The organism is Kitasatospora fiedleri (genome assembly GCF_948472415.1).
Classification (GTDB): Bacteria; Actinomycetota; Actinomycetes; order Streptomycetales; family Streptomycetaceae; genus Kitasatospora; species Kitasatospora fiedleri.
Genome location: NZ_OX419519.1, coordinates 6,794,289 through 6,813,101, shown reverse-complemented (window position 1 = coordinate 6,813,101; position 18,813 = coordinate 6,794,289). Strand labels below are relative to the sequence as shown.

Genomic DNA, 18,813 nt, shown 5'->3' with positions numbered 1-18,813 from the left:
CGGAGAGAGGAAAGGTGGCGGGCCCGGATGGCGGAAGCGATGGGCGACGAGGTCGCGGCGCGGCGCGAGCGGCTGATGGAGGGGCTGCGGATCTACGGCGGCCACTACGCCGAGCTCAGCCGGCGCTTCGCGGCCTGGCTGGGCCTGCACTCCACCGACGCGACCGCGGTCCTGGAGATCGCCGCCGCCGAGGAACGCGGCACCCCGCTGTCACCGGCCCGGCTGAGCGAGCGCATCTCGCTGTCCACGGGGGCCACCACCGCGCTGCTGAACCGCCTGGAGGCGGCCGGGCACCTCACCCGGACCCGCGAGCACTCCGACCGGCGGATCGTCACCCTGCGCAGCGGCCCGCACGTCCGGGAACGGGCGGACGAGTTCTTCGGCCCGCTCGCCCGGCGCCTCGACGCCGCGATGTCCCCTACCCGCCCGGCTGCTGGAGCAGTTCGAGCAGTTCATGGCCGAGCTGAACTCCACCATGGACGCCCACCTCGCCGAGCGGCCCCCGCTGCCGCCGGGCAGCAGCACCGGCGACGGCAGCGGGGGCCGCGACGGCCGCGGGGACAGCGGGGGCAGCGGGACGGCCTAGCCGCGCCCGGTGCCGGCGCCGTGCGGCAGGACGTAGCGCTGCGGGGCCATCGCGGTGTCGTGGCCGGGGAGGGCGGCCATCACCGCGGCGTGCGCCTGCTCGGGGGTGAGCGGGTCCGGGCCGGTATCGGCGGTGGCGGTCAACTCCCCTTCCTCCCAGGTGACTTCGACGTCCCGCAGGGTGGGCAGGGCGGTGCGCAGCAGGTCGGCGACGGCGTCCAGGTCGACCCAGTTGCTGCCGACCTGCCGCCAGCGGGCCTTCTCCCGGCGGCCGGCGGGCAGGCCGCTGAGGGCGGCGATCTCGCCGCCGGGGCCGAGGGCCACGGTGCGGGTGCCGGCGAGGTCGAGCAGGCGGAGCAGGGCGTGGGCGAAGAGTTCGGTCTCCTCGCGGTCGAGGACGTCCGGGTGGGTGTGCAGGGTGAATTCGAGGCAGCCGGCGGTGCGCCAGATGTTGAGCATCAGCCGGGTGGGGGTGGGTTCGGCGGGGTACCAGGCGAGGTCGGGCTCGCCGGGCGGCAGCGGGCGGGCGGCGGCGATCTCGGCGGGGACGGTGGCGCTCAGGTCGTTGACCACGACGTGCCGGGCGAACCGGGCGCCGCGCCGGACGGCGACGTCCTCGATGAGCTGCCAGATCCGTTCGGCGTCGAAGGTGGCGTGCCAGTAGCCGGACAGGGCGTGGGCCTGGGTGCGGCCGATCAGGGTGTCCAGGTCGGGGCAGTCGGTGTCGACGGCGAGCAGCGCGTCCTGGGCGAGGGTGCCGATGTGCTCGGCGAGGCCGGGGCGGTGCCGGTTGGCGGAGAGCGCGGCCATCACCACGGTGGCGCGGGCCGCCCGGTGGGCCGCGAGGACGGCGTAACAGGCCAGCAGGACGGCCGAGTGGGAGGCTCCGGTACGGGCGGTGGCGCGCTCCAGGGCGGCCGCGCCGGCGGTGGAGCGGACGCCGAGGGTGGGCAGCAGGGTGTCGTTGGGGCCGATCCGGTCGTCGGCGAACACCGAGGTGGGCTGCTCGGCCAGGATGTGCTCCCAGTGTCGGAGCGCGGCCTTGGTGCGGCGCTGTCCGGAGGAGGAGTGCTCCTGTGCGGCGACCTCGACGGGGGTGGGTGCGGTGGGGGCGGGCAGGGTGCCGCCGGCCGCCAGGGTCAGCCACTCCTGGAACAGCAACCCGGTGGCGACGCCGTCGAGTTGGGCGTGGCAGATGACCACGGCGAGCAGGACCGGCGTGCCGTGCCGGGTGAGCAGGGCGAAGCGGAGTGGGAACTCCTCGGCCAGGTCGAACGCCTGCCGCCGCCCGTCCCAGCAGTACTCCTCGGCCCGGGCGGCCGGGTCCTCGCCGTCCGCGAGGGCGATCACCCGGACGGTGAACTCGCCTTCGGCGCGCACCCGTTGGCGTTCGGGCTGGCGGTCGGCGGGGCCGGGGAAGACGGTGCGCAGCGCGGCGTGGCGCTCGGCGAGGGCGCGCAGCGCGTCGAGGCAGGCGGGGAGTTCGGCGCCGGGCGGGACGTACCAGGTGGCCTGCTTGTTCATGTGCGAGGGCTCGTCGTGGCGCAGGCAGCGGATCATGTTGTCCTGGCCGAGGGTCAGCGGACCCTCGGCCTCGGGCGCGTCGGCGCGGTAGTGCAGGGTGAGGGTGGTGGGCTCCGGGTTGCTTCCGGCTGGTGCGGCTGACATGCCGTCAGTCTCCGTTCAGGGCGGTGCCGAGGTGCGGGGGCCAGTCCACGGGTCGGGGTCCGTGGGTGTGCAGCAGGGCGAGGGCGATCCGGTCGAGGCCGAAGGCGGTGCAGGCGGTGTTCCCGGTCTCGCCGTCGGCGGTGAAGTCGAAGGCCTCGCCGAAGTGGTCCTTGTGGATGTTGGCGGAGGCGATCGCCTGCGGCAGGCCGTCGGCCACCGGGACGCGCAGTTCGAACTTCAACTCCTGGGCGCGCTGGGCGGCTTGGTAGAGCTTGCGGCCGCCGCCGAAGAACGGGTCGTCGGCGAGTTCGACCGCGGGCTTGAGGCCGAGCCCCTCCAGCCAGTCGGCGACCTTGCCCAGCCACTGCTCGCGCCACTCCTGGCAGTGCGCGGCGGTGCCGGCGGTGACCAGTTCGGCCATCCGGAAGCTGCGCAGCCGGCCGGGCTCGGCGGTGGCCTCCTGCCGGAAGCACTGCGCCTCGACGCTGTAGCGGACGGGTTCGCGCAGGTCACGGCCGGTGAGGGTGGCGTAGACGGGGTAGCAGGCGGCGGGCAGCAGCACCAGGTCGGAGATGTCCTGCCGGGCGTGCCAGGGGCCGGACTCGGCGATCAGCGGGGCGAGCCCGCGCCACTCGGCGGCGCTGCCGGTGTAGCTGTGCACGGTGCCGAGCAGGTGCGGGAAGGAGGCGGCGAAACCGGCCCGCTCGATGGTGGCGCGGGAGATCACCGGCGGCACGACCAGGCGCTCGAAGGGCTCCTCGGCGGCCAGCCGGGCGATCGACCCGCGCAGCGCGTCGAGCAGCTTCTCGTAGGCGGCGGGCTGGAGTTGGACGCCGGGCGCGGCGGTGGGCAGCGGGGTGGCGTCGTCGGGGTGGCGGGTGCTCATGGCTCTGCCTCAGGGTCGGGGCCGACGGGCGGCGGGGGTGCGGTGGTCGTCGCCGGGCGCGGCGGGTGCGTCGGGGGGCTGCGGGGCGGCGGGCGCGTCCGGTGCTGCCGGGTGGGCGGACGGCTCCGGCTCCGGGTAGCTGCGCAGGCGTGGCCGGACGGGGCGGGTGCCGGTGCGGGCGACGGCGGCCCGGTGGCCGGAGGGCGCGGGCAGGTCGTGGACGGTGCAGGGGCCGAGCGGGCCGTGCAGCCGGTGCGGGCCGGGCGTGTCGCCGGGCGGTCCGGCGTGGGTGCGCAGCCCGTCGGCGAGGCGTCCGCCGTACGCCTTGGTGTACGCCTCCTTGCGGGTCCAGCGGCGGGTGAACTCCTCGGCGTCGGGCGCGGGTTCGTCCGCCGGGTAGTAGCGGGCGGCGAGCCGGGCGGCGGCCCGGCCGTCCGGGACGGGTTCCAGGTCGACGCCGATGCCGCCGCCGTCCGCCTCGTGGCAGTGGTCCACGGCGAACAGCGCCCACGGGCCGGCGGTGCTCAGGTTGACGCTCAACTCGCCCTGGAGGCCGTCGGGTTCGGGGCGGCCGTGCGGGCCGCGGCGCCAGCGGACGCGGTCGGGCGGCAGGCCGGCCGCGGCGGCGGTGAGCAGCCGGGCGGCGGCGTGCGCGGTGACGAAGCGGTGGCGGGCGGGGCCGTCGGGGTGGCGGGCGGCGCGGGCGCGTTCGTCCGCGTCGAGCAGGGCGAGGGCGCCGGGGAGGACGGCGTCGGTGCGGATCAGCCAGATGTCGGTCACCGGGCGGACCCCGTTCCCGTACCCGGGACCAGCGCCGGGGCCGCGCCGGGGGCCGGGGCCCAGCGGGCGAGGTCGAGGCGGCCGGTCTCCGGTTCGTGGTCGGCGAGCGCGAGCGGCCGTCCGGCGAGCCGGGGATCGGCGAGCGCCGCGCCGAGCGCGGCCCAGCCGCCGGTGTACGGGTTGCCGGGACGGGCCGTCCGGGTCTCCGGGCCGCCCGGTGGTTCGGTTCCGGCCAGGCCGGGGCCGAGCAGCAGCAGGGCCTGTTCCGGCAGGTCGGCGCACCACTCCTTGAGGGTGTCCGCGATCTGACGGTCCGTCACTTCGTGGGCGCTGCGCAGCTCTTGCAGGGGGCGGCCGGGTTCCTGCTCGGCCTCCCAGAGCAGGGCGGCGGCGGAGTGCCGGTCCGGGAGCCGGGCGGGCCGGTGCGGGCGGTGGTGCAGGTCGGCCTGTTCGACGGCGATCAGCAGGGCGCGCCGGGCCCCGGCGGTACGGGCGTAGGCGTCGGCGATCCGCAGCGCGCTGAACCCGGCGCCGGCGCCCTCGTCGCAGAGCGCGAAGGACAGCGGCGCGCCCGGGCAGACCCCGGCGAGGTGCAGGGCCACGGCCTGTCCGGGTCGGACGTCGGGCGTGGCGTACACCAGCAGCAGCAGGTCGACCGGGCGGGTCGGGTCCACCAGGGCGCCGATGGCGCGCTCGGCCAGCGCGGCGTACGACTGGCCGCGTGCCCCGGCCAGCGCGTCCTCGTCGAGGGCCACGCCGTACGGGCGGGCCAGGTCGGCGGTGAAGACGCGCAGGTCGGGGTCGGCGGCGAGCGGGGAGTCGCCGGGCAGGTCGAGGGCGTGGGCGGCGGTCAGGCGCAGCGGGGAGGCGGCGCGCGGCAGGGTGGTGGCGGGGAGCGGTCCGCGGACGCGCACGGTCGTCAGTCCTCGGCGATCACGTGCCCGGCGACGAAGCCCGCGAGGGTGCCGACCGAGCGCAGGTCGTCCTGGTCGATGCCCTCGACGTCGATCTGCACGTCGAGGTGGTCCTCCAGCTCCAGGATGAGTTCCAGGGTGGCGGCGGAGGTCAGGCCGACCTCGTCGAACAGGCAGGCGTTCTCGCCGATCTCGGGCAGCTCGCGCTTGAGCACCCGGGGCAGCAGCAGCAGGATGCCGTCGAGGGCCCGGCCGCGCAGCTCGGGGTCGACGGCGGCGTCGACGGCATCGGTGGCGTCGGCGGCGGCATCAGTGGTACCCGCGGCGTCGGTGGCGGTTGCGGGCACGGCGAAGTCGGTGGCGGAGTCGGTCATGGCGATCCCCTGATCTGGCCGGCACTCCGGCGGGACGGCGGGTGCGGGCGGGTGGACTGGGTGGCGTGGGCGCGCGGCGGTGGCGGGGCGCCGTGCCGCCGGGCCCGGGCGTCCGACCGTCCCCGGGTTCCGGGGCGGTGCGGGTCGGCGCGGGTCAGTGCTGGAGCACCATGGCGGCGAAGGTCGCGCCGATCCCGGACGCGGCGACCAGGTAGCGGTCGCCGCGGCGGAGCAGGCCGCGGGTGGTGGCGGTGTGGTGGTTGAGCAGGATGTCGGCGGCGAAGCTGTGCCCCACCGCCGGGACGTTGTCCAGCACCACGCGCTCGGGCGGGTACCCGGTCGTGCGGCAGATCCGCTTCCAGGAGATCTGGTTGACGTTGTGCGGCAGCAGCAGCCGGATCGAGTTCCAGCTCTCGCCGGCCTCCTCCAGTGCCGCTTCCATCACGGCCACCATCAGCTCCGGGTAGCTGCGCTGGTAGTCCAGCATCAGCTCCGGATCGTCGGCGAGCCGCCCGTCGAACTCGCCGTGCTGGTCGACCGCGTAGGACAGCACGCGGTCGCGTTCACCTCCGGCCCGCACCAGGCAGGCGGCCGCCCCTTCGCCGAACAGGGCGGTGTCCGGGACGATGCGGGCGTCCCGGGTGAAGGTCTTCTCGCCCGCCAGGATCAACGCCAGCGCCTCGGGGTCGGGATCTGCCGCCAGCAGCCGACCGGCCACGTCCAGGGCCAGCAGGGAGCCGGCGCAGGCGTGGTGGGTGATGGTGAAGGCACGGGCGTGCGTCAGCCCCAGACGGCCGAGCACGTCGTGCAGCGGGTTGTGCGGGTAGGGTGCCGCGATCGGCAGGCTGCGCGCGTGCAGCACGTACCTCACGCGGTGTTCGTTGCCGCGCAGCGGGGCCAGGGCCGTCGCTGCGGCGGTGAGCAGATCGGTCAGGTCGCCGTCGGGGTCCACCCTGACCTGGTCCAGGCCGTGGAACCGGCGGAACAGTCTGATCTGACGGTCCGTCAGCCCCAGGCGTTCCCCGACCAGTTCGATCGGTTCGGCGACGGGCGGCAGGTGGACGGCGACTGCCTCCAGAGCGGTCACGCGGGCTAGTATTCCGTCGCCTCACCGGCCCGCACAAGAGATCGCCGACGCTTCCTTCCCGGCCTCCCCCTGTGGTCTGTACCAGTTCTCCCTCGTTTGCACACGACTCGTACGGGATTCCCGCCGGTGCCGCCGCGCCCGCGCCGGTTCCGGCCCCGCCGGGCCGCCCCGCGCCCCCTTCCCGCCCGCCCTCGCGCCCTCCCAGCAACGCTCCCGTGCCCCCTCCAGCCCGCTCCCGATCCGCCGCTCCGAGGAGAACCGCCCATGCCCGCCGCCACGCCCCCGCTCCCTCCGCTCCCCCCTCTGCGCCTGCTGATCGTGGTGCCCCCGCTGGCCGGGCACCTGCTGCCGGCCGGGCGCTGGCCCTGGCCTGGGCCGCGCGCGGGCACCGAGTGGCCTGGGTGGGGCCGGAGTCGGCCCTGCGCCCGCTGCTCGGGCCGGACGCGGTGGTGCACCCGACCGGTGCCCGGGTGTTCCGCGAGCAGGCGGTGGGCGGGCGGCGGCGGTGCGTTCGCTGTGGGAGGGCTTCGTGGTGCCGCACACCCGGTTCACCCTGAGCGCGGTCCGGCGGGCCGTCGAGCAGTGGCGGCCGGACGTGGTGCTGGCCGACCAGCACAGCCCGGCGGGCGCGCTGGCCGCGCACGGCGCGGGCGTGCCGTGGGCGAGCTTCGCACCGTCCTCGCTGGAGATCGGCGACCCGCTGGACGGTGACCTGTGGGACGACGACCTGCCGGACGAGGGGTCGAGGGACGGCAGCGGCGACAGCGGTGACGGCGGCAGCGGTGGCGGTGACCTGGCCGCCTGGCGGGACGGGGTGCTGCGCGGCCTGTGGGAGCGGGCCGGGCTGCCCGCCGCGGAGTACGCCGACCCGCGCTTCTCCCCCGGCCTGGTGCTGGCCGCGAGCAGCGCCGCCCTGCTCGGCCTGGACGCCGCGGCCGTCCCGGACACGTACGCGCTGGTCGGCCCGCTGCTCGCGGAGCGCCCCGAACCGCCGTTCCCCTGGGAGCGGTTGGACCCGGCGCGGCGCCGGGTGCTGGTCACCATGGGCACGCTGTCCGCCGAGGTCGCGGGCGGTTTCCTGGGCCGGGCGGCGACCGCGCTGGCCGGACTTCCGGACGTGCAGGCGGTGGTGGCCGCGCCCGGGGACGTCCCGCTGCCGCCGGGTGCGATCGGGTGTGCGCGCGTTCCGGTGCTGGAACTGCTTGAGCGCGGGGCGGTCGACGCCGTACTGTGCCACGGCGGGATGAACACCGTCGGCGAGTCCCTCGTCCACGGCAGGCCGTTGGTCCTCGCCCCGATCCGGCACGACCAGCCGGTGACCGCCGGGCGGCTGGCCGCGCTGGGCGCGGCCGTCCGGGTCGACTTCGCCACCGCCGGGCCCGAGCGGCTGCGGGCGGCGCTGCGCGCCGTCCTCGACGATCCCGCGTTCCGCTCCGCCGCCGAACTGCTGGGGCGTCAACTGCGCGCGGGGGCGGCGCGGTGGTCGCCGCCGAACGGCTGGAGCGGTTCGCGCGCGCACCGCACCGGCACCACCCCGCCACCTGGTCCAGACCATTGTCGGGAAGCCCGGTCGGGGCCTAGGGTCTGCTCCGGCATCCGCCCCCCACCCCGCTTCCCCGGAGCATCCGCCTCCCGGAGCATCCGTCTCCCTCGGAGCATCCGTTCCTTCGAAGCACCCGCTTCCCTCGAAGCATCCGCTTCCCTCGAAGCACCCGACCGCACCCAACCGCACCCACCGACCACAGGAGTCCGGGTTGATCGTGACCAAGGGGCTGCGCAAGTCCTTCCGGCCCCGCCGCGGCGCCGCCACCGTCGACGCGGTGCGCGGCATCGACCTGAACGTCGCGGAGGGCGAGATCTACGGCCTCCTCGGCCCGAACGGCGCAGGCAAGACCACCACGCTGCGCATGCTCGCCACCCTGCTCGTCCCCGACGGCGGCGCGGCCACCGTGGCCGGCGCCGACCTGCGCGCCGAGCCCGGCGAGGTCCGCCGCCGGATCGGCTACGTCGCCCAGGGCGGCGGCACCACCGACCAGGCCACCGCCCGCGAGGAACTCGTCATGCAGGCCCGGATGTACGGCATCCGCAAGGCCGAGGCGGTGCAGCGCGCCGAGCAGGGCCTGGCCGCCTTCGACCTCGCCGAGTTCGGCGACCGGGTCTGCAAGACGTACTCGGGCGGCCAGCGCCGCCGCCTCGACCTGGCGCTCGGCGTCGTCCACCGGCCCGGGTGCTGTTCCTGGACGAGCCGACCGTCGGGCTCGACCCGCGCAGCCGCTCCCAGGTGTGGGCCGAGGTCCGCCGCCTGCGCGAGCAGGGCATGACGGTGCTGCTGACCACCCACTACCTGGACGAGGCCGACGCCCTGTGCGACCGGATCGGCATCGTCGACAACGGCGGCATCGTCACCGAGGGCACCCCCGAGGAGCTCAAGCAGAAGATCGCCGGCGACTCCGTCACCATCGGCCTGCCCGACCCGGAGGCCACCGCCGGCGCCGAGCGCGCCCTGGCCGAACTCCCCTGCGTGCGGCGCCTGGAGGCCCTGCCCGGCGAGGACGGGCTGCGCCTGCACGTGGACTCCGCGGCCACCGCGATCCCGCAGCTGCTGCGCGCCCTGGCCGCCGCCGGCATCGAGCCCGAGCACGTCCAGTTGCAGCGCCCCAGCCTGGACGACGTGTTCCTGGCCCTGACCGGCCGCGCGCTGGTCCACAGCTGACCCCCGTGCTCGGAACCGCCGCCCCGAACCGCCGTCCCGAACCGACGCCCCCGAGGTCCCCGTTGAAGCTCGCCCGCGACACCTGGCTGGTCTACCAGCGCCAACTGCTCCTGATGGCCCGCTCCCCCGTGTGGATCGCCGTCGGACTGCTCCAACCCCTGTGCTACCTGCTGCTGTTCGCCCCGCTGCTGACCTCCGCGCTGGCCGCGTCCGGCGCGCACAGCACCGCCGACGCCTACCGGATGTACGTGCCCGGCCTGCTGTCCGCGCTGGCCGTCATGGGCGGCCTGTTCACCGGCTTCACCCTGCTCGGCGAGCTGCACGCGGGCGTGATCGAGCGCTCCCGGGTGACGCCGGTCAGCCGGGTCGCCCTGCTGCTCGGCCGGGCGCTGCGGGAGACCACCGCGCTGCTCATCCAGGCGGTGCTGATCGCCGTGCTGGCCATCCCGTTCGGCCTGACCGTGGGCTTCACCGACCTGCTGCTGGCGCTGGCGCTGCTCGCGCTGATGGCGCTGATGGCGTCCTCGGTCTCCTACGGCCTGGCCCTGCTGGTGCCCACCGACGCGGCGCTCGGCCCGGTGGTCAACACCATCGCGCAGCCGCTGGCCCTGCTCTCCGGCACCCTGCTGCCGATCGCGCTGGCCCCCGCCTGGCTGCGCACCGCCGCGTCCTGGAACCCCTGCTACTGGGCCGTGGAGGGCATGCGGGCCCTGTTCGCCGGGCACCTGGACGCCCCCGAGGTGTGGCGCGGCCTGCTGCTGACCGGCCTGATGACGGCCCTCGCGGTGGCCTGGTCGGCCCGGCTGTTCGCCCAGCGCATCCGCTGACCCCCGGACCGCCCCGGACGGTCCGGGGCGGGACGCACCCGAGCGGGGCCCGGCACTCCCGTGCCGCCGGGCCCCGCTCGGTGCTGCGCTCAGCCGTTCCCGGGGCCGCCCTCCGGGCGCGGTTCCGCGCGCTCCGCCGCGCGCTCCGCGGGCTCTGCGGGCTCTGCGGGCTCCGCGTCGCACTCGGCGTACTCGGCGTACTCGGCGTACTCGGCGTACTCGGCGTACTCGGCGTGCTCGGCGTACTCGGCGTACTCGGCGTGCTCGGCGTACTCGGCGTGCTCGGCGTGCTCGGCGTACTCGGCCACGAAGGCGGCCAGCCGCCGCACGCCGTCGGCGATCTCCTCCGGCGTCAGGTAGGAGCAGGAGAGCCGCAGTTGGCGCTCCCGCCGCCGCCCGGGTGGAAGCCGTCCATCGGGGTCCACAGCACGCCGTGCTTGCGGGCGCAGGCGTCCAGGGCCTGCGCATCGGCCCGGAAGGGCACCGTGACGACGGCGAAGAAGCCGCCGTCGGGGTGGTTCCAGGAGACGCCGGGAACGCCCCGGAAGGCCGTCTCCAGCGCCTCCAGCAGGGTGTCCATGTTGCGGGCGTAGAAGCGCCGGGCGGGCTCGTTGGCGTCCCGCAGGCGCAGCCCGCCGTCGAGCAGCATGCCGCCGATGACGGCCTGGCTGAGCGCCGAGGTGTTCACGGTGGTCATGCTCTTGAGCTTGGCCAGCTCGTCGGCGAGCAGCCCGGCGGGCGCGTCGCCGGAAGCGCCGTCGGAGGTGCCGCCCGCGACCCGCTGGTCGGCGACCACGTAGCCGACCCGGGCGCCGGGGAAGCAGGTCTTGGCGAACGAGCCGAGGTAGACCACGTTGCCGCGGTCGCCGTCCAGGGCCTTGAGGGTGGGGCGGGCGGCGGCGGTGCGGCCGAAGAAGCCGTAGGGGTTGTCCTCGATCAGCAGGACGCCGGTCTCCTCGGCCACCTCCAGCAGCCGGCGGCGGGCCGCCTCGTCCATGCTGGCGCCGCTGGGGTTCGCGAAGTCGGGGACGACGTAGCAGGCCCGGGGGCGCTTCCCGGCGGCGCGCAGGGCGTGGACGGCCGCGGCCAGCGCGGCGGGGTCGAGGCCGCCGTCCCGCCCGGCCTCCGGGACGGGGTGCACGGTCAGGTCGAGCAGCCGGGCCGCGCCGGTGACGCCGACGTAGCAGGGCGCGGAGACCAGCAGCACGTCGTCCGGCCCGGCGCACAGGGCGCGCAGCACCAGCAGCATGCCCTCCTGGGCGCCGACGGTGACCACCAGCGCCTCGGGGTCGGTGTCGATCCCCTCGTCGGCGGCCAGCGCGCGGGCGATCAGCGGGGCGATCAGGCCCTTGGTGCGCCCGTACTGGAACACCTCCCGGCGGACCTGGCCGTCGGTCAGGCCGCGCTCCTCGCGCAGGTGGCGCAGGTAGGTCTCCAGGTGGCGGGGGACGTCCGCCGGGTCGAAGAACTCCTCGTACGGGCGGCCGGGGGCGAAGGAGACGGCCTCGGGGTAGCGGGCGGTGACCTCGTTGAGGAAGGTCATCGCGTCCAGCAGCGGGTCGGACAGCGAGCCGTGCAGGTCGGCGAGGTGCAGCACCCTGGTCATCGGGCGCCCTCCGCCGCGCCGGTCCGGTAGGCCGCCACCAGCCTTTCGGCCGCGAAGAGTTGGGCGCGGCGGCCGTCGTCCAGCAGGCCGGGCATGGCGAAGAAGCCGTGCGGCATGCCGTCGTAGCGGCGCAGTTCGACGGGGACGCCGGCGGCGCGCAGGGCCTCGGCGTACTCCTCGCCCTCCTCGCGCAGCGGGTCGTACTCGGCGGTGATCACGGTGGCGGGCGGCAGGCCGGCCAGCGAGGGGGCGCGCAGCGGGGAGGCCAGCGGGTTCGCGCCGTCGGCCGGGTCGGCGAGGTAGTGCGACCAGTACCAGGCCACGGAGTGCCGGTTGAACAGCGCCGGGTCGGCCTCGCCGTCGGCGGGGACGCGGTGGTCGGTGTTGGGGTAGACCAGCAGCTGGTGCAGGATCGCGGGGCCGCCGCGTTCGCGGGCCAGCAGGGTGAGGGCGGCGGCCAGGTTGCCGCCGGCGCTGTCGCCGCCGACCGCGATCCGGGCCGGGTCGAGGCCCCACCGCGGGCCTGGCGGGCGATCCGGTCGAGGGCGGCCCAGCAGTCGTGCAGGGCGGCGGGGAAGCGGTGCTCGGGGGCGTGCCGGTAGCCGACGGCGAACACGTCGGCGCCGGTGGCGTTGGCCAGCGCGCGGCAGACCGGGTCGCCGGTCTCCAGCGAGCCGAGCACCCAGCCGCCGCCGTACAGGTAGAGCAGGGCCGGGCCGGGCGGGGCGTCCTGCGGGCGCGGCGCGGGCCGGTAGCGGCGCAGCGCGAGCGGGCCGCCGGGGCCCTCGACGGTGGACTCCTCGACCCGGTGGACGGGTTCGCCGGCGCCGGTGGCGGCGCGCAGGTCGGCGAGGTCGGCGGCGCGGGCCTCGGCCAGGGTGCGGGTGTACAGCGGCGGGGTGCCGGCGGCGGCGCGGCGGGCCCGCACCGCTTCGGCCTGGGGGTGCAGCGGCATCAGCGCGCTCCTCCGGGGGCGACGGCCTCCAGGTAGATCGACTCGTCCTTGCGGAAGGCGGTGTCGAGGGCGGCGACGTCCGGTCGGGCGCCGGCCTGGAACTCCTGCCGCACGACGGTGAACGCGCCGTAGCCGGCGCGGTCCAGGACGTACCGCAGCTCGGCCTCGTCGTAGATCCAGCGGTGGCCGAAGTGGTAGAAGATCTGGTTCAGCATGAAGGCCCGCCGCTCCGGCATCGGCGGTCCGACCCGCATGGTGCGCAGGCGGCGGCGGTGGCGGCGGAAGAACTGCTCGCGGTCGTCGAGGTAGCCCTCGACGTACCGGGCCAGGTCGGGGGTGGTGAGGCGGAGCAGGCCGCCGGGGCGCAGGACGCGGCGCACCTCGGCGAGCCAGCGCACGGCGGTGTCGAGCGGGACGTGCTCGATCAGGTGCTCGGCGTACACCCAGTCGACGCTGTGGTCGGCGAACGGGAGCGGCGCGCCGATGTCCAGCCGGGTGTACAGGCTGGTGCCGTCGATCCGGTAGACCGGGCCGGGGCGGGTCTCCTCGGTGTCGGTGTGCAGGCCGACCAGGTCGGTGCCGAGGCCCTGCGGGTGGCGGGTGCGGAACGCGGCGAACTCGATGCCGGTGACGCCGAGGTCCCGGAAGTCCTGGTGCGTGTGCGGTACTTCGGGGCGGACCAGTTCGATCGTGGTGCACCGGGCGAGGTCCTCGGTGAAGGCGTCGGTGCGGGCGGCCAGGCCGTCGGGGTCCTCCCAGTCCCAGTCCGCGAACAGCTCCGCGGCGGGTGCGGCGGGTGCGGCGGGTGCGGTGGGCGCGGCGGGCGCGGCGGGTGCGGTGGGCGCGGCGGGCGCGGCGGGTGGGGCGGGTGCGGCGAGGGTCTCGGGGTGTCGGAGGCGCGGGATTCGGTGTGCGTCACGGGGGTTCTTCCGTTCTCTTTCACGTGCTTTGTCGGTGCTCCGTCACGGGCCCCTATATATAAGGAGAGGGACGCGCGCTCAGCGGTACGTCTGCGGGGCCGCCGGCCAGGGCGCGAGCGCGCCGCGGTCGAGGTCCGCGAGGGTGGGCCGGCCGGCCAGCACCATGGTGTCGAGCAGTTCCTCGCGCAGCAGGTCGAGCACCGCCCGGGCGCCGTCCGCGCCGCCGTGCGCCAGGCCCCACAGCACGGGCCGGCCGACCAGCGCGGCGCGGGCGCCCAGGGCCAGCGCCTTGGCGAGGTCGGAGCCGTGCCGCAGGCCGCCGTCGACCAGCACCGGGTGGTCGGCCGGGACGGCGTCCACCACCTCGGCCAGGGCGTCCAGTGCGGGCGGGGTGCCGTCGAGCTGGCGGCCGCCGTGGTTGGAGACGACCAGGCCGTCCACGCCGTGCTCCACGGCGAGCCTGGCGTCCTCGGCGGTGAGCACGCCCTTAAGCAGCAGCGGCAGTTCGGTGCGCCGCCGCAGCCAGGCCAGGTCGGCCCAGGTGACCGTCGGGTCGAACTGCTGCCGGGAGTGCTCCTCGATGCCGGAGCGGCCGGGCGCGGCCTGCCCGGCGGCGCTGGTGAGCCGGGGCGCCAGGTTGGCGGCGGTCATGCCGGGCGGCAGCGCGAAGCCGTTGCGCAGGTCGCGCAGTCGGCGGCCGACCTTGGGCGCGTCGACGGTGAGCACCAGGGCCCGGTAGCCGGCCCGTTCGGCCCGCCGGACGATCCCGGCCAGCGCCTCGCGGTCGCGCAGCCAGTACAGCTGGAGCCAGCGCGGCGCGCCGGGGGCGGCCTCGGCGATCCGCTCCAGGGCGCACCCGGCGAAGATGCTGGTGACCAGCAGCGCCCCGGCCCCGGCGGCGGCCCGGGCGGTGGCGCACTCGCCGTCGGGGTGGGCGAGCCCGTGGTAGGCCATCGGGGCGACGCCGTACGGGGCGGCCAGCCGGTCGCCGAACAGCTCGGTGCCGCAGTCGGGGGCCGAGACGTCCACCAGGGCGCGCGGGCGCAGCACGTACCGGCGCCAGGCGTCCAGGTTGGCCTCGGCGGTCCACTCGGACCCGGCCGCTCCCTCGAAGAAGTCCCAGATCACGGCGGGCAGTCGGGCCTTGGCCAGTGCGCCGTGCTCTGCCAGGGTGAGCGGAACCATCGCGTCCGAACCTCCTGATGTTCCGTCAACTCGTGCGAAAACGAGGGACAGCGTAGGGGGCAGTCCGCCACTGGTATAGACCTTGACCCTTGATGCGCTCCCGTGCAAAGGTCGGCACCGACGGGGGTTCCACACTGAAGCATCACAACTTCCGAACCTTGCTTCCCACACGAGCGCGTGGAGTTGCGTTGACGCTTACCCCAACCCCGGTACGCGGCGGCACGGTCGCCGCGGACTGGGTGGACGAGCAGTTACTCGCCGGACCGGACGGCAAACCGTGCCTGCGCTTCGGCGCTCCGGTGAACAGGGGCACCCTGCGGGCCCTGGTGGCCGAACGGCAGCGGCAGTTGGCCGCCGCCGGGCTCGGCGAACGCGGGACGGTGGCACTGCGGATGCCGCCGTCGGCGGAGTTCGTCGCCGTCCTGCTGGCCGCCTGGCGCTCCGGCGCCCAGGCGATCCTGCTGGACCACCGGCTGACCGCCGTCGAGGTGGACCGCGCGGTGGACCGGCTGCACCCCCGGGTGCTGGCCGAACTCGCCGACGGAAGACCGCAGTTCCGGTCGCTGCCGGAGGGTGCCGAAGCCGCGACCGAGCACGCCCTGGTGCAGCTCAGTTCGGGCTCGACCGGCCCGTCCAAGGTGATCGCCCGGACGGCCGCCGACCTGCTGCGCGAACTCGACCGCTACGCCCGGCTCCCGGAGTTCCCGACCCGCGGCGAGCGCACCGTGCTGCTGTCCTCGACGGTGCACGTGCTCGGCCTGGTCGGCGGACTGCTGCACGCCCTGCACGCGGGCGTGGAGCTGGTGGTGCCGCAGCGGATGACCCCGACCGGCATCCTGGCCGCGATCGCCGAGGGCGGCGCCCCGACCACCGTGATCGGGGTACCGTTCCACGCCGAGCTGCTGGCCTCGGCCGCCGCGCCGCCCGAACTGCCGCAGCTGCGGCGGATGGTGGTGGCCGGCGAACTCGTCCGCCCGCAGCTGCCCGCGGCGTTCCGGGCCAGGTTCGGGGTCCCGCTGGGCACCATGTACGGGATGACCGAGACCGGCGTGATCGCCACCGACCTGAACGGCCACCACCACCCCGCGGTGGCCCCCGTCCACGGGATGGAACTGTCCGTCACGGGCGGCGAGCTGCACATCGTCCGGGAGCGGTCCCCGTACCTGGGCCCGACCGACCCGACCCGCTGGTCGGACGGCCTGCTGCACACCCGCGACGCCGCGCTGATCGAGGACGGCACCGGCCTGGTGACCGTGCTCGGGCGGCGTGACTCACAGATTTCCATCGGCGGCCTCAAGGTCGACCTGAACGAGGTCGAGCAGGCCCTCACCGGGCTCCCCGGTGTGGTCGAGGCCGTGGTGCTGTTCGCCGACGGCGCGATCGAGGCGTACGCCGCGACCGCCGAGGGCGTCACCTCCGCGCCGTCCGAACGGGGCGGCCCCGCCGAGCAGTTGCGCGAACTGCTGGGCAAGGAGCTGGCGGGCTACAAGCTGCCCCGCCGGCTGCACCTGATGCCGCGGCTGCCCCGGACCGCCACCGGGAAGCTGCTGCGGGACGTCGCCGCCCTGCGCCGACAGGCCGACGCCGCCCGCTGATCCACCCCTCCGCTCATCCCGCTCATCCCGCGTTTTCTCCCCCCTTCCGGTGCGGCCGCCACCGGCCGGGTGGACGGCTCCAGACACCGTCCGCCCGTCCGTCGGCGCGCCCTGCCCGGAAACACTGTCCTTCCCCTCCCCCTCCCCGACGCACTGGAGAGAGTCCGTCCATGCAGGAACAGATCCGCACGTTCGTCCTGACCGCCCTGGCCGGGATGAACTACGACGTCTCGCAGGTCACTTCGGAGACCGACCTCGGCCCGGCCGGCCTCGACCTGGAGTCGCTGGCGCTGGCCGACCTCGCGGTGCAGGTCGAGGAGGAGTTCGGCATCCGCTTCGAGCTGGACGACATGGAGTCCACCGCGCTGATGACCATCGACGAGTTCAGCGCCGAGGTGGCCGCCCGGGTCGCCAAGTCCACGGTGAGCACCGCCTGATGAGCACGGACGCCCGCACGCGCTTCGGCCGGGCCGAGGCGCTGGCCATGCTCGCCCGCTACGGCGACCGCTCCCCCGAGCAGGTCGACGAGCACCTGGGCTCGCTGGAACTGGCCTGGCTGATCGCCCAGGCCGAACAGAGCTACGGCGTGCAGGTCGACCTGGACGACGAACGCCTGGACGCCATCCGCACGGTGGACGACGCCGTCGCCGCGCTCGGCGCGCAGCTCGCCGCCGCCCCGGCCGGGGCCGGTGCCGGTGCCGGTGCCGGTCCCGGTGCGGGTGTAACGGCGGGTGCCACGGCCGGTGTCGAGGCCGCCACGGAGGCGGGGGCCGCCGCGCCATGACCCCGACCGCGTCCGCGACCACGTCCGCGACCGCGCTCCGGGACGGTCCGCCGCGGCGCGCCGTCCTGGTCGGCGGCATCGGCGTGCGCTCGGCGTTCGGCGCCGGGCTCGCGGCGCTGACCGACGGCGTGCTCGCCGGGCGGCCGGCCTTCACCCCGGTGGAGCGCTTCGACACCGCCGCGCACCGCACCGACCGGGCCGCCACCGGGCCGGGCTCGCCCCGGCTGGCCGACCAGCTGGTCGCGGTGCTCGCCGAGGCGGGCGCGCTCTCCGGCCCGGTCGACCCCGGACAGCCGCCTGCGGAGGAGGAGGTGCTGCTCGCCCTGCACGGCGACCGGCGGGCCGGTCCGGTCGCGGCGGAGGTCGCCGAACGGACCGGGCTGCGGCCCCGGGTCTACACCGGGGCGTGCGTCGCGGCGTCCGGCGCCGTCGCCGACGCCGCCGCGCTGATCGCCTCCGGGCGCCGCGAACGGGTGCTGGTCGCGGCCGGGTACCTGGTCGAGCCGGACACCTTCGCGGTGTTCGACGCCGGCCGGGCGCTGGCCACGGACGGCGCCGTCCGCCCGTTCAGCCTGGGCCGCCGGGGCATGCTGCTCGGCGACGCGGCGGTCGCCGTCGTCCTGGAGTCCGCACCGGCCCTGCGCCGGCGCGGCGGCCGGGCCCTCGCCCGGATCGCCGGCTGGGCTCGGACGGGGGACGCCTTCCACGTCTGCCGGCCGCACCCCGACGGCACCGGCCTGGCCCGGGCGGTGCACGGCGCGCTCGACCGGGCGGGCGCCGCACCGGAGGCGATCGGCTACGTCAACGCCAACGGCGCGGGCTCCAAGCTCGGCGACCTGGCCGAGGCCGCCGCGCTGCGCGCCGTCTTCCCGGCCGGCACCCCGCCGGTCAGCTCCACCAAGTCCGTGCACGGCCACGCCCTGGAGGCTTCCGCCCTGCTCGAACTCGCCGCCACCGTGGGCGCGTTGCGCGCCGGGTCGCTGCCGGTGAACGCCGGCTGGCAGGCCCCCGACCCGGGCTGCCCGCTGGACCTGGTGCTCGACCGCCCCCGCCCGGCCGCCCCCGGCCTGGCGCTGACCGTCAACGCCGCGTTCGGCGGCGCCAACACCGCGCTCCTGGTGGCCCCCGCATGACCCCGCGCCCCGGCCACCCGCACCGCCCGTGCCGTCCGCACCGCCCGCGCCACCGCGTCCTCCCCGTCCGCTCCCGTCCGGCCGCCGCCCGGCCCGCACCCCTGGTGACTCCCGCATGACCGCCCCGAGACCCGCCGTCCTCCCCGACCACGCCCCCGTCCCCGTCCCCGTCCCCGTCTCCGTCTCCGTCTCCGTTCCCGCCCCTGCCCCCGTCCCCGTCCCCGGCCACCCGCACCCGGCGTCCCCGTCGGCGGCGCCGCGCGTCCTCGCCGGGCCGCTGCGGGTGCTGGCCGCCGCCCGCTGGCCGGACCGGCCGGGGGACGAACTGCCCGCCATCGCGGGCTTCGTGGAGTCCTCGTTCAGCCCGCTGGTGGCCGAGACCGCCGAGCGCTGCCTGCGCGCCCACTACGGCCCGCCCCCGGCCGCCGGGGCGCCGCGCACCGCGCTGCTGCTGGCCAGCCCGAGCGGCGACACCGGCACCGCGGACGCGCTGGCCCGGGCCACCGCCGCCGGGCAGCGGGTCGCCCCGCTGCTGTTCTTCCAGTCCAACCCGAACGCGGTGCTCGGCCACCTGGCCGCCCGCTGGCAGCTGGACGGCCCGGTCGTCGCGCTCGGCCCCGGCTTCCGGGAGGAGCGCGAACTGCACGAGCGGGCCGCCCTGTTGATCGAGGACGGCGACGCCGAGCAGGTGCTCGCCATCACCGCCGTCCAGGGCCCGCCCGACCGCGCCACCGCCGTCCTGCTCGCCCCCTGACACCCGCCCCGCCCCCTCGCGCACCGCGGCCCCCGCCGAGGGAGCCC

The 18,813-nt window shown here is 76.3% G+C and carries 19 protein-coding genes and 3 pseudogenes; 10 read left to right on the top strand and 12 right to left on the bottom strand.

All coding sequences use genetic code 11. The features are described from left to right. The first annotated feature begins 27 nt into the window (after positions 1-27). Positions 28-586, top strand: a pseudogene (locus QMQ26_RS30825) (MarR family winged helix-turn-helix transcriptional regulator). Here QMQ26_RS30825 and QMQ26_RS30820 read toward each other — a convergent pair. The 6 genes from QMQ26_RS30820 to QMQ26_RS30795 all read right to left on the bottom strand — a co-directional run bounded on the left by QMQ26_RS30820 (position 583) and on the right by QMQ26_RS30795 (position 6,294). Beyond that, a complete protein-coding gene (locus QMQ26_RS30820; RefSeq protein ID WP_282203518.1) occupies positions 583-2,253 on the bottom strand; it encodes a condensation domain-containing protein in 1,671 nt (556 codons plus the stop codon). The pseudogene QMQ26_RS30825 and the gene QMQ26_RS30820 overlap by 4 nt on opposite strands. Before the next feature lie 4 nt (positions 2,254-2,257). Further along, complete coding sequence (locus QMQ26_RS30815; RefSeq protein ID WP_100839384.1) at positions 2,258-3,139, bottom strand: class-II aminoacyl-tRNA synthetase family protein; 882 nt, start codon at positions 3,137-3,139, stop codon at positions 2,258-2,260. 9 nt (positions 3,140-3,148) lie between these two features. Then, positions 3,149-3,919, bottom strand: a complete 771-nt coding sequence (locus QMQ26_RS30810) for a 4'-phosphopantetheinyl transferase family protein (protein ID WP_282203517.1) — start codon at positions 3,917-3,919, stop codon at positions 3,149-3,151. Further along, complete coding sequence (locus QMQ26_RS30805) at positions 3,916-4,833, bottom strand: hypothetical protein (RefSeq protein ID WP_282203516.1); 918 nt, start codon at positions 4,831-4,833, stop codon at positions 3,916-3,918. Before QMQ26_RS30805 ends, QMQ26_RS30810 begins: the two co-directional genes overlap by 4 nt. 5 nt (positions 4,834-4,838) lie before the next feature. Beyond that, positions 4,839-5,207, bottom strand: a complete 369-nt coding sequence (locus QMQ26_RS30800) for an acyl carrier protein (RefSeq protein ID WP_282203515.1) — start codon at positions 5,205-5,207, stop codon at positions 4,839-4,841. A gap of 154 nt (positions 5,208-5,361) precedes the next feature. After that, the gene (locus tag QMQ26_RS30795) at positions 5,362-6,294 is read right to left on the bottom strand and encodes a 3-oxoacyl-[acyl-carrier-protein] synthase III C-terminal domain-containing protein (protein WP_282203514.1); all 933 of its coding nucleotides are present in this window, start codon (positions 6,292-6,294) and stop codon (positions 5,362-5,364) included. Between the two features lie 1,042 nt (positions 6,295-7,336). Between QMQ26_RS30795 and QMQ26_RS37595 the strand changes: the two are divergent. The 4 genes and pseudogenes from QMQ26_RS37595 to QMQ26_RS30775 all read left to right on the top strand — a co-directional run. Beyond that, positions 7,337-7,684: pseudogene (locus tag QMQ26_RS37595) on the top strand (glycosyltransferase); the annotation flags it as partial. Between the two features lie 370 nt (positions 7,685-8,054). Beyond that, on the top strand, positions 8,055-8,615 hold the full coding sequence (locus QMQ26_RS30785; protein ID WP_318552287.1) for an ABC transporter ATP-binding protein: 561 nt from the start codon (positions 8,055-8,057) through the stop codon (positions 8,613-8,615). Next, positions 8,576-9,007, top strand: coding sequence for an ATP-binding protein DrrA1-3 family domain-containing protein (locus tag QMQ26_RS37590; protein ID WP_318552286.1), 432 nt, complete (start codon positions 8,576-8,578; stop codon positions 9,005-9,007). The genes QMQ26_RS30785 and QMQ26_RS37590 overlap by 40 nt, the downstream gene beginning before the upstream one ends. A gap of 62 nt (positions 9,008-9,069) precedes the next feature. Continuing rightward, positions 9,070-9,834, top strand: coding sequence for an ABC transporter permease (locus QMQ26_RS30775; RefSeq protein WP_100839389.1), 765 nt, complete (start codon positions 9,070-9,072; stop codon positions 9,832-9,834). Between the two features lie 89 nt (positions 9,835-9,923). Here QMQ26_RS30775 and QMQ26_RS37585 read toward each other — a convergent pair whose 3' ends face one another. The 6 genes and pseudogenes from QMQ26_RS37585 to QMQ26_RS30755 form a co-directional block, all read right to left on the bottom strand. Beyond that, on the bottom strand, positions 9,924-10,259 hold the full coding sequence (locus QMQ26_RS37585; protein ID WP_318552088.1) for a hypothetical protein: 336 nt from the start codon (positions 10,257-10,259) through the stop codon (positions 9,924-9,926). Next, entirely contained in the window at positions 10,187-11,440 is a 1,254-nt protein-coding gene (locus QMQ26_RS30770) for an aminotransferase-like domain-containing protein (protein ID WP_318552087.1), read from the bottom strand. Before QMQ26_RS30770 ends, QMQ26_RS37585 begins: the two co-directional genes overlap by 73 nt. Beyond that, the gene (locus tag QMQ26_RS38460; RefSeq protein WP_404814226.1) at positions 11,437-11,901 is read right to left on the bottom strand and encodes an alpha/beta hydrolase fold domain-containing protein; all 465 of its coding nucleotides are present in this window, start codon (positions 11,899-11,901) and stop codon (positions 11,437-11,439) included. Before QMQ26_RS38460 ends, QMQ26_RS30770 begins: the two co-directional genes overlap by 4 nt. A 116-nt stretch (positions 11,902-12,017) precedes the next feature. Continuing rightward, a pseudogene (locus QMQ26_RS38455) lies at positions 12,018-12,395 on the bottom strand (alpha/beta hydrolase); the annotation flags it as partial. Further along, positions 12,395-12,838 carry a class I SAM-dependent methyltransferase gene (locus QMQ26_RS37580; protein ID WP_404813995.1) on the bottom strand — a complete coding sequence of 148 codons (444 nt, stop codon included), beginning with the start codon at positions 12,836-12,838 and terminating at the stop codon, positions 12,395-12,397. The pseudogene QMQ26_RS38455 and the gene QMQ26_RS37580, both read right to left, overlap by 1 nt. A 555-nt stretch (positions 12,839-13,393) precedes the next feature. Continuing rightward, positions 13,394-14,500: an alpha-hydroxy acid oxidase gene (locus QMQ26_RS30755; RefSeq protein WP_282203513.1), complete on the bottom strand. Its 1,107-nt coding sequence runs from the start codon at positions 14,498-14,500 to the stop codon at positions 13,394-13,396. Positions 14,501-14,688: 188 nt separating this feature from the next. Between QMQ26_RS30755 and QMQ26_RS30750 the strand changes: the two genes are divergently transcribed. The 5 genes from QMQ26_RS30750 (at position 14,689) to QMQ26_RS30730 (ending at position 18,766) form a co-directional block, all read left to right on the top strand. Beyond that, positions 14,689-16,095: a class I adenylate-forming enzyme family protein gene (locus tag QMQ26_RS30750; RefSeq protein ID WP_282203512.1), complete on the top strand. Its 1,407-nt coding sequence runs from the start codon at positions 14,689-14,691 to the stop codon at positions 16,093-16,095. A gap of 170 nt (positions 16,096-16,265) precedes the next feature. Further along, positions 16,266-16,532: an acyl carrier protein gene (locus tag QMQ26_RS30745; RefSeq protein WP_100839394.1), complete on the top strand. Its 267-nt coding sequence runs from the start codon at positions 16,266-16,268 to the stop codon at positions 16,530-16,532. Next, positions 16,532-16,879 (top strand): acyl carrier protein, encoded by a 348-nt coding sequence (locus QMQ26_RS30740; RefSeq protein ID WP_282203511.1) that lies wholly within the window; start codon positions 16,532-16,534, stop codon positions 16,877-16,879. The genes QMQ26_RS30745 and QMQ26_RS30740 overlap by 1 nt, the downstream gene beginning before the upstream one ends. After that, a complete protein-coding gene (locus tag QMQ26_RS30735) occupies positions 16,876-18,012 on the top strand; it encodes a beta-ketoacyl synthase N-terminal-like domain-containing protein (RefSeq protein ID WP_282203510.1) in 1,137 nt (378 codons plus the stop codon). Before QMQ26_RS30740 ends, QMQ26_RS30735 begins: the two co-directional genes overlap by 4 nt. A 115-nt stretch (positions 18,013-18,127) precedes the next feature. Continuing rightward, positions 18,128-18,766, top strand: a complete 639-nt coding sequence (locus QMQ26_RS30730) for a hypothetical protein (protein ID WP_282203509.1) — start codon at positions 18,128-18,130, stop codon at positions 18,764-18,766. Positions 18,767-18,813: the final 47 nt, after the last annotated feature.

What these genes read in the sequence shown, in the direction of transcription:
- QMQ26_RS30815 (WP_100839384.1), bottom strand. Translation starts at nt 3,139, where the DNA reads ATGAGCACCCGCCACCCCGACGACGCCACCCCGCTGCCCACCGCCGCG.
- QMQ26_RS30745 (WP_100839394.1), top strand. Translation starts at nt 16,266, where the DNA reads ATGCAGGAACAGATCCGCACGTTCGTCCTGACCGCCCTGGCCGGGATG.
- QMQ26_RS30755 (WP_282203513.1), bottom strand. Translation starts at nt 14,500, where the DNA reads ATGGTTCCGCTCACCCTGGCAGAGCACGGCGCACTGGCCAAGGCCCGA.
- QMQ26_RS30800 (WP_282203515.1), bottom strand. Translation starts at nt 5,207, where the DNA reads ATGACCGACTCCGCCACCGACTTCGCCGTGCCCGCAACCGCCACCGAC.
- QMQ26_RS30730 (WP_282203509.1), top strand. Translation starts at nt 18,128, where the DNA reads ATGACCGCCCCGAGACCCGCCGTCCTCCCCGACCACGCCCCCGTCCCC.
- QMQ26_RS30735 (WP_282203510.1), top strand. Translation starts at nt 16,876, where the DNA reads ATGACCCCGACCGCGTCCGCGACCACGTCCGCGACCGCGCTCCGGGAC.
- QMQ26_RS30770 (WP_318552087.1), bottom strand. Translation starts at nt 11,440, where the DNA reads ATGACCAGGGTGCTGCACCTCGCCGACCTGCACGGCTCGCTGTCCGAC.
- QMQ26_RS30820 (WP_282203518.1), bottom strand. Translation starts at nt 2,253, where the DNA reads ATGTCAGCCGCACCAGCCGGAAGCAACCCGGAGCCCACCACCCTCACC.
- QMQ26_RS30740 (WP_282203511.1), top strand. Translation starts at nt 16,532, where the DNA reads ATGAGCACGGACGCCCGCACGCGCTTCGGCCGGGCCGAGGCGCTGGCC.